General features: G+C 37.0%; 10 protein-coding genes and 2 pseudogenes. 3 read left to right on the top strand and 9 right to left on the bottom strand.

Going from position 1 to position 7,911, the window contains the following annotated elements; all coding sequences use genetic code 11:
* The 5 genes and pseudogenes from IQ228_RS16215 to IQ228_RS16195 all read right to left on the bottom strand — a co-directional run.
* Positions 1 to 257, bottom strand: a pseudogene (locus IQ228_RS16215) (hypothetical protein); the annotation flags it as partial.
* A 122-nt stretch (positions 258 to 379) separates the two neighbouring features.
* Complete coding sequence (locus IQ228_RS16210) at positions 380 to 571, bottom strand: hypothetical protein (protein ID WP_027402873.1); 192 nt, start codon at positions 569 to 571, stop codon at positions 380 to 382.
* A gap of 99 nt (positions 572 to 670) precedes the next feature.
* Positions 671 to 1,444, bottom strand: coding sequence for an imidazole glycerol phosphate synthase subunit HisF (gene hisF, locus IQ228_RS16205; protein ID WP_039203271.1), 774 nt, complete (start codon positions 1,442 to 1,444; stop codon positions 671 to 673).
* A 306-nt stretch (positions 1,445 to 1,750) separates the two neighbouring features.
* Positions 1,751 to 2,164, bottom strand: coding sequence for a hypothetical protein (locus IQ228_RS16200; RefSeq protein ID WP_193963541.1), 414 nt, complete (start codon positions 2,162 to 2,164; stop codon positions 1,751 to 1,753).
* Positions 2,157 to 2,369 (bottom strand): hypothetical protein, encoded by a 213-nt coding sequence (locus tag IQ228_RS16195; RefSeq protein ID WP_027402869.1) that lies wholly within the window; start codon positions 2,367 to 2,369, stop codon positions 2,157 to 2,159. The genes IQ228_RS16200 and IQ228_RS16195 overlap by 8 nt, the downstream gene beginning before the upstream one ends.
* Before the next feature lie 19 nt (positions 2,370 to 2,388).
* Between IQ228_RS16195 and IQ228_RS16190 the strand changes: the two genes are divergently transcribed.
* Complete coding sequence (locus IQ228_RS16190; RefSeq protein ID WP_190382811.1) at positions 2,389 to 2,616, top strand: hypothetical protein; 228 nt, start codon at positions 2,389 to 2,391, stop codon at positions 2,614 to 2,616.
* 431 nt (positions 2,617 to 3,047) lie between these two features.
* Positions 3,048 to 4,295 carry an OFA family MFS transporter gene (locus IQ228_RS16185; protein WP_027402867.1) on the top strand — a complete coding sequence of 416 codons (1,248 nt, stop codon included), beginning with the start codon at positions 3,048 to 3,050 and terminating at the stop codon, positions 4,293 to 4,295.
* A 167-nt stretch (positions 4,296 to 4,462) separates the two neighbouring features.
* On the opposite strand, the pseudogene IQ228_RS16180 reads toward IQ228_RS16185, so the two are convergent.
* Positions 4,463 to 5,380, bottom strand: a pseudogene (locus IQ228_RS16180) (hypothetical protein).
* Positions 5,381 to 5,437: 57 nt separating this feature from the next.
* Here IQ228_RS16180 and IQ228_RS16175 point away from each other — a divergent pair.
* The gene (locus IQ228_RS16175; protein WP_173401714.1) at positions 5,438 to 5,662 is read left to right on the top strand and encodes a DUF433 domain-containing protein; all 225 of its coding nucleotides are present in this window, start codon (positions 5,438 to 5,440) and stop codon (positions 5,660 to 5,662) included.
* 15 nt (positions 5,663 to 5,677) lie between these two features.
* Here IQ228_RS16175 and IQ228_RS16170 read toward each other — a convergent pair whose 3' ends face one another.
* The 3 genes from IQ228_RS16170 to IQ228_RS16160 all read right to left on the bottom strand — a co-directional run bounded on the left by IQ228_RS16170 (position 5,678) and on the right by IQ228_RS16160 (position 7,634).
* A complete protein-coding gene (locus tag IQ228_RS16170; RefSeq protein WP_035082499.1) occupies positions 5,678 to 6,124 on the bottom strand; it encodes a type II toxin-antitoxin system VapC family toxin in 447 nt (148 codons plus the stop codon).
* 11 nt (positions 6,125 to 6,135) lie between these two features.
* The gene (locus IQ228_RS16165) at positions 6,136 to 6,396 is read right to left on the bottom strand and encodes a hypothetical protein (protein ID WP_027402864.1); all 261 of its coding nucleotides are present in this window, start codon (positions 6,394 to 6,396) and stop codon (positions 6,136 to 6,138) included.
* A gap of 176 nt (positions 6,397 to 6,572) precedes the next feature.
* Entirely contained in the window at positions 6,573 to 7,634 is a 1,062-nt protein-coding gene (locus IQ228_RS16160; protein WP_051424352.1) for a hypothetical protein, read from the bottom strand.
* Between the last annotated feature and the right edge of the window lie 277 nt (positions 7,635 to 7,911).

Below are 7,911 nucleotides of genomic sequence, written 5' to 3'. Positions count from 1 at the left end.
CTCCCACTTGTCCATAAAATGAAAATAATTAATGATAGCCAAGATGATAGTTTTACTAATAGATAAGTACAAACAGAAATGGTAATTCCCGCGAAAGCCACAGTAGCAATTTCTGTTTTTCGAGCTTTTTTTAGCAACCTTATACTGAATTGCTGGATAATATCAGTAATAATTATTAATTTATTATCAACAGGTAAGTTAGTCGCATCTTGAAGTTGATCATGACTAATATCCAATCCCTGTAAATCATCGCGCACAGTTGCTAAATCCTTAACTACTATTGATTTAGTCTAATATAACAACTGGATTTCCAGAATGGCAATTACCAATTACCAATTACCAATTACCAATTACCCATGACCAATTACCAATTACCAAACTAAGTTACTTGTAACAAATAGGTCATACAGTTTCCCATTAAAAAATAAACTACTAGCATTGCTGCTGCGGCTAATGCCACCAGTATACCAGCCAGCATGAAGGAAAATTCTTTATGATGATAGGCTTTTTCCATTAGGTGTAGCGACCATGCTACAAGTGCGACATCAAAGATTAAAATAGGAATCAACATATTTCTTAATATTTCTTCATAGAAGTACGATTATCTTAACACTGTTTTGGATAACTGTGTTTTACCTTCAATAGATGCAGTTGGTCGCTGTATTTGATATCAAGTAGGAAGACGGACAGGAACATGGCGTTCTTGCAAATAAGTTTTAATTTGTGCTACGCTTAGTTTCCCAAAATGTAACAAAGACGCTAAAAGTGCAGCTTCGGCTTTACCTTCCGTTAAAGCAGTGTGAATATGTTCACAATTCCCTGCACCACCAGAAGCGATGACGGGGATTTCTACAGCATTAGCGATCGCTTTTGTCAAGTCCAAATCATAACCAGCTTGAGTTCCATCAGCATCCATACTCGTCACCAACAATTCTCCAGCCCCCCGTTTTGTTACTTCCTCCGCCCAGCGAAGGGCATCAATACCAGTATTTTCTCTGCCACCGCGAACGTATACATCCCAGCCAGGATTCTCAGGATCAAGTCTACGTCTAGCATCAATAGCCACAACAATACACTGATTGCCAAAGCGATCGCTGGCATGATTAATTAAATCTGGATTTCTGACCGCCGCAGAATTAATACTAACCTTATCAGCGCCTGCCCTTAACAAACCTTTAACATTTTCTAAGGTTTGAATTCCACCACCCACAGTCAGGGGAATAAAGACCTGTTCAGCAGTCCGGTAAACCACATCAATAATTGTGTCCCTGTCTTCATGAGTAGCCGTAATATCTAGAAACACTAACTCATCTGCACCGGCTTCATTGTAAACCTTGGCTAGTTCTACAGGATCACCCGCATCCTTGAGATCCACAAAGTTAATTCCCTTCACAACCCTGCCCGCCTTGACATCTAAACAAGGTAAGATTCTTTTAGACAACATAATGACTTTTTCACTCCCGGTAATTGCTAGGAATTTTAATTGTAAAGGTAATTGGGAAATAGATGACAAGAGAGGATCAATATATAATGGGTCTTGTCCAGACGAAAAGCTAACTAAATAACTATACTTTGAAACATATAAAATAACCATACCTTGAGGATGTCTTACCAAATTTGAGAGGATGTTAGTATTGAGTACATATTGATAGGTCAATGAAGCGCAGTGCGATCGCACTCCTCAAAATCATCCTACAAGCGATCGCCTTACCTATGAGACACTACCAATAACGATACATGAGAGATTTTGTTAGGATTTAGGTTTGATTTCAAATTCAAGTTTTGAACGATAGAAAGAAACATCAAATTCCATAAAAAAGTTAGTTTGTCCCAAAATTAAGGGTGCATTTGGTTTACTTACCCATGCAAAAGCCAATCTAACTGAGGGAAATTCACCTATTTCAGCATTTGCGAAAAATGGCATTGCTGCTTGACTGATATTACCTGCTAATTGGATAATGGCTTTGCTTTCATCCCATACTCCGCCTAATTGAAGACCTATTTCATAAGGTAAAACGTTGATAGTCGCACCACTATCTACTAAACCAATTGCTTCTACTATTTGATCTCCTCGACGCAAAACTAATAGAACTCTTGGTAAACTATCAAATTCGTTTTGGCTGGGGTGGCTTGTTGAATACTTAAACGCATAAAATTTAATCATTATAAATTGATTGATTTAGTGCTTCCATGAGAATTTCTCCTGCACCAAAGTTATTATAAGGCGTTGGTAGGTGATATGTTTTAAAGGGTTCTAATGGAGAAATGTCTTCAGCAGTGTCCAAATCTTCCGCAAGGATGCGAATTAATTTGAGTTTTTCTGGTGCTGAAAGTTGTTTAATTGACGGAAGTAACTCGGTTAATGTCATATTTTCCTACTGGATGTGTTTGAGATATGTAGAGTCAGAATTATCTTATTCTATTTTATCTAATAGCGATACCTTCGGTGCGCTTCGCTATCGCACTCCCCAAAATCAAGGTCGTCCACCGGAAAAGGCAATTCTTGCCAGTCGTCTGATTGACCGTCCACTTCGTCCTTTATTCCCCTCATGGTTGCGGGATGATTTGCAAGTTAGTAGTTTTGCTTTCTTTGAAGTTCCACAACGAAAACAATGAAAGGCGATCGCTTCTTTAAATCGAAACTGGTGTAAAGGACCACGAGGAGAATATTCCTTCTCAATTTGTGATAGAATAGGTTTCACTAAATTACCTCAGTAACAGTTATATTTTTGTTTAATTGATTAGATTGTTACCAGTTTCAACCTAATAAAGATTTTTAACGACAATTATCTTAACCTTCTGCTACAGGTGCTTTCGCCAAAAAATAATGAGCAGTTTGGGAAATTCCGTCAAACTGCCAAAAAATATATCATTACTAACTTTCCTCACTACTCAATCTTTGTAACAACTCTTCACGGGATAAATTAGGATAAATTACCCAAAGAAAGAAGTAACTGAGTTGGTGTTAATTTAGCCAAAAAGTGAGATACTAGAAAAAAATTATTTCCCTTATTCACATAACAACACCCTTATTCACATAACAACAAATGGAAAAAGTACAATTGTTCGGTATGCCTGCTGAGAAAGGGCGATGGATACTGATACCTCTAAGTATCACTATCCTGCTGTGCTTGGGTACAGTTTATTCTTGGAGTATTTTTAGAAAACCTTTAGAAAAACTTCTCAATGTAGGTGCCACTGATAGCCTGTTGCCATTTACTGTGCTGTTGGTTGTCTTCGCAATTTTAATGCCAATCACTGGCTTTTATATCAATCGTTTTGATACTCGTCTGATTACAGGTGTTGGTGGGTTAATTACGGCATTAGGTTATATTCTCTCTAGTTTGGGTGGCAATATTCCCACACTAACTATTACCTATGGTGTAATTGCTGGTATGGGTGTGGGTATCGCTTACGGTGTACCGTTGGCTGTGGTAGCTAAGTGGTTTCCCGATAAAAAAGGTTTGGCTGTTGGTGCTACTGTGATTGGGTTTGGTTTGTCACCTTTAATTACTGCACCTTTGGCAAAGTTTCTGATAGATGCTTTTGGAGTTCGGCAAACTTTTGTAATTTTAGGTATTGCTTTTGCAGCTATTATTACCGCTATTTCTACTATCCTCACAACTCCTCCTCAAGGTTGGCAACCGGAAGGATGGACTCCACCTGTAACTATTCAAGCAAATTCTCATACTAAAACTTCAGGATCAATTCTTCAGACTTCCGGTTTTTATGGCTTGTGGTTTTGTTATAGCATTGGTTCTTTTGCCGGGCTGGCAGCTATTGGTATTTCTAGTCCTCTAGCACAGGAAATTATTAAATTAGATGCAGCAACAGCCGCAAATACAGTCTCTCTGTTCGCTGTCTTTAATGGTGCAGGGCGGTTATTTTTTGGGTGGTTCACAGACAAATTTACGCCAAAATTGGCGGCAATTGTTTCCTTTGTTTTGATTTTGATTGCCTCGATTATGATGCTGAGTGCTGGAAAGGGAAGTGTACTCACTTATATAGTCGCTTTTTCGCTATTTTACTTCGCTTTGGGGGGTTGGTTAGCGATCGCTCCTACTTCCACTTTAATCATATTTCAACCCCAAGACTACGCCAAAAATTACGGTATTGTCTTCACTGCTTACGGTATGGGGGCTTTGGGTGGAACTTTATTAGCTGGCAAAATTAGGGACATTTTCGGCAGTTACACTAATTTCTTTTATCCAACTGCGGGATTAGCAATTGTGGGAATTATCTTGGCTGTATTCACGCTGAAACGCAATTCTACCAATGCCGATTTAGTAACATAATTTGTTCGTTTTCGACATCCCCTCTTGGCTTGTGCTTTCCACAAGGGGATTGCGGGAAAGTACCCACTTCAACTTCCTATATCAGTTTATTACAAATAACCCATAATTAGATTTTAGATCCCCGACTTCTTGAAGAAATCGGGGGTCTTGTTGTTTCGTAAATCTCCTCAAACTTCCTCATTCCCCAATCTTTGCAACAACTCCTCACGGGATAAATTACCCAAAGCAAGAAGTAACTGAGTACGTTCAGAAATAGGAAATTTAGCAATCTTTTCCACCACACCAGATAACTCAGCATCTAAACTACCAAAGCGCCTTTCCAGAAGAGAAGTTATCAAATAAAGTTCTACTTCTAGCTTACCTTCTTGTTTTCCTTCTTGCTTCCAGTCTTCTATTTGTTGTAAATAAGCCGGTGATAAGTTCATAATTACTTCCTCTTCTTCCCTACTTAAATTATCTCTCAATTCTAAATTCTTGCGCCAGTCCGCTAAAATTTCTAACAAATTCTCTCGAAAAGGGTTATTTTCTGGTAACTCAGTTAACTCCTCTACCGCTCTTTTTTGTGTTCCTCCTTTCCCCAAAACTCTCAACCATAACGTATCTTCATTTTCTAGTAACTGATGAATCACAACTATTGCTGTTTTCAGAATATTCGGCAGAAAATAAACACCTTGAACCCAATCCTATACAATTTCATTTGCACCTAAACCCGCAATCATCCGATCTGAAAAAGTTGGTGTTAAAATCCATAAAATCGGTAATTCTGATTCAGCAATATTTCTGTTTTCGCGTTTTGCTTTCCTAACTACATCACCATGAACGGCATATAATTTAAGTAAACAACTGCGAATTTCTATTTCTGATGGTGGATTGCGAAAAGGCTCAAATAAACATTGAGTTTTTGCCATCTTCCCTAATAAACCTAAAGGGAGATTTTCCTGAATTTGAGCAGAAAATGGTTCAAACCAAACATCAATTTCTTGAATTTCACTTTTAACCTTTTCGTTTTTTTTAATCGTTCCTAAAGGTGTTAATAATTCCTGTAAATATTCTTTGGCGAATTGGTCATGAGATTGTCGAGTCATTTCATTATATCAAAAATAATGGTACAATATTCTTTATGAAAATCACTAATTAACTCAATGAACGAATTATTAACTCGTATTACACAAATACCTGGTCAATGTGGGGGTCGTCCTTGCATTCGCGGCATGAGAATTAGAGTTAGCGACATTTTAGAAATGTTAGCAGAAAATGTCAGCATTAGCGAAATTTTAGAAGACTTTCCTGATTTAGAACCGGAAGATATTCAAGCTTGTCTTGTGTTTGCTGCACGACGGACTGATTTTGTGCGGTTGACAGCATGAAAATTTGGAGTGAATCTATACCCATGATTCCAGGGAAAAAGGCTGTACTTGATGAATACGTTGAAAATCGCTATCAGCAGAAACGAGAGTGAGATTGTGTTGAATAGCTGTCGCTGCTATCCAAAGATCATGGTCACTAAAGCCCAAGTTTTCAATGCTGAAATTACGACGTTTGCTTTTGTCTTTGGGAGCAAAATAATTAAAAACTGATGATTTTAGACGACTGTAAATAATGGCAGTTTCTTCATCAATAAAATACAAATCAACGTCAGACAAAAAAACTCGAACTGCACCTAAATTTTGAGATTTTAGTGCTGATTTTTCTGTCATATATAGTAGTTCTGCATAAGTGATAATGCTAACGCCAATGGTAACAGACGAGCAAGATTTTAAGGTATCCGTAACTTGAGGATTACCATTAATAATGTAGCTACAGTGATTAGTATCGAGCAAATAAGACATAGTAACAGAAATTAAAACTGCGTTTGGGAACGGGTTTCTTCAACTAAACGCAGACAATCTTCAAGATCATCACCATGCCAAGTTCCAGCATAATGTAGTAAATCACCTGCTTTTTTACCTCGCTTGATGGGGGAAATACGACGTAATGGGCGTTGATTTACGGTGCTTTTTTCCTGAATAGAGTCGAGAAAATCACTAACTAAGGAAAGCTGTTCTGGTGGTAGTTGGGATATCTGTTGTTCAATCTTTTGATGTAGTTCTAAATAAGTCATCTGTACCTCGTTTTGATAGGAAGAATGGGGATGATTCTATTTTATCTCTTTATTTTACAGCGATTCCTACGGAGCACTTCGCTATCGCTCTCCTCAAAATCTCACTATAAGCGATCGCACAAATTACTTTGTCAGTACAGCCAAAATACTAACTATCTGGTGTATTAATGGCTAGTTTAAATCGTCTCGGTTGGTGTGATTTGTGATAACTCTTCCAACTTTTCCCTTCGCAAAGTATGCAATGTTTTATTTGTAGGCTGATGAATTACCCACTCATAAATGTTAATAGCTGACCATCTCTTAATTTTCTTTCCCCAATTGTTATAAGTCATTTTTTGATTTTGATATTTAACATAGGTATCATCAATAACTGTTGCAATTTCTCTTTCATTATCCTTAATATATAAAGAATCACCTGGATCTACCAATTTCCAGCTTAGTATATCTATCATACGAGGTAGCTTTTTCTTAGGTTGGATTGCTATACCAGATGTAGATGATGAATTACTTGTTTTAGGTTCTGCAATTTCAACATAATATTCCTCAATTTTTAGGGGTGGTATTACTTGCTCTACTTGAAAAAAATATTGTTTTTCGTATTGTATTGGAGAAATAGCAATGCAACGAATATTAATATTATTTTGAGCTAACCAAGCACAGGCAGATAGAGTTTGATCATCGAATGAAGAAGCAATCAAAATTATACATTGGTGGCGGTTTAGAGTTTCCTGAGCCTGGTTATCTTCCAAAAATTTAGCAAGCATACGAGTTGCCTTCTCTGAAGCTGTTAGACCATTATCTAATGATTGCTTAAACTCAGCCTCCTCTTGATGACGCTCAATATATGGAGCAAACAATTTTTGGACGATATCTTGTTGGGTTTTGATTAGAGCATAGTTAGCTGCATATCGGATAGCTTGAAACTCAAATGCTTCTTTGCGTTGAGAAATATCATTTTTATCACGCTTTAACTCAATCAGAACAATGTTGCCTTTTCCATCAATTCCAACTAAGTCAGCACGACCTGCCGCTTTATTTCGCACCTGTTGACCAATAATAAGAAGAGTTTCTTCCCCATCAGGGAATAAAATTTCTACATTTTTACGAACAAATTCCTCTAAATCTGCTTCAGTGAGACCAATCTCTTTCATTGTTTGCTCATAAATTTCTTCACGAGTAATGATTTTTTGACCGTCTTCTTCTTGTATTTTAATAGGGAAAATATTTGTACCTGGCATTTTAATAACTCCAATAACAGTTAATAACAAATCATTAGACCAAGATTGATAATATCACTTAATATTCCAACTTATGGCTTTTAATTCCTAAAATATCCTTACCAGATTTAAACCAGTAAGGATATTTAAGGAAAATTATCTTAACCTTGCGCTACAGGTTCTTTAGCCAACCTAAAGGTGTTAATAATTCCTGTAAATATTCTTTGGCGAATTGATTATGAGATTGTCGAGTCATTTTATTATATCAAAAATCACACTAAACATCAAAATATTATAT

Origin of the sequence: Dolichospermum sp. LEGE 00246 (genome assembly GCF_015207865.1) — a bacterium.
GTDB lineage: Bacteria > Cyanobacteriota > Cyanobacteriia > Cyanobacteriales > Nostocaceae > Dolichospermum > Dolichospermum heterosporum.
This window is presented reverse-complemented; position numbering and strand designations above follow the sequence as displayed.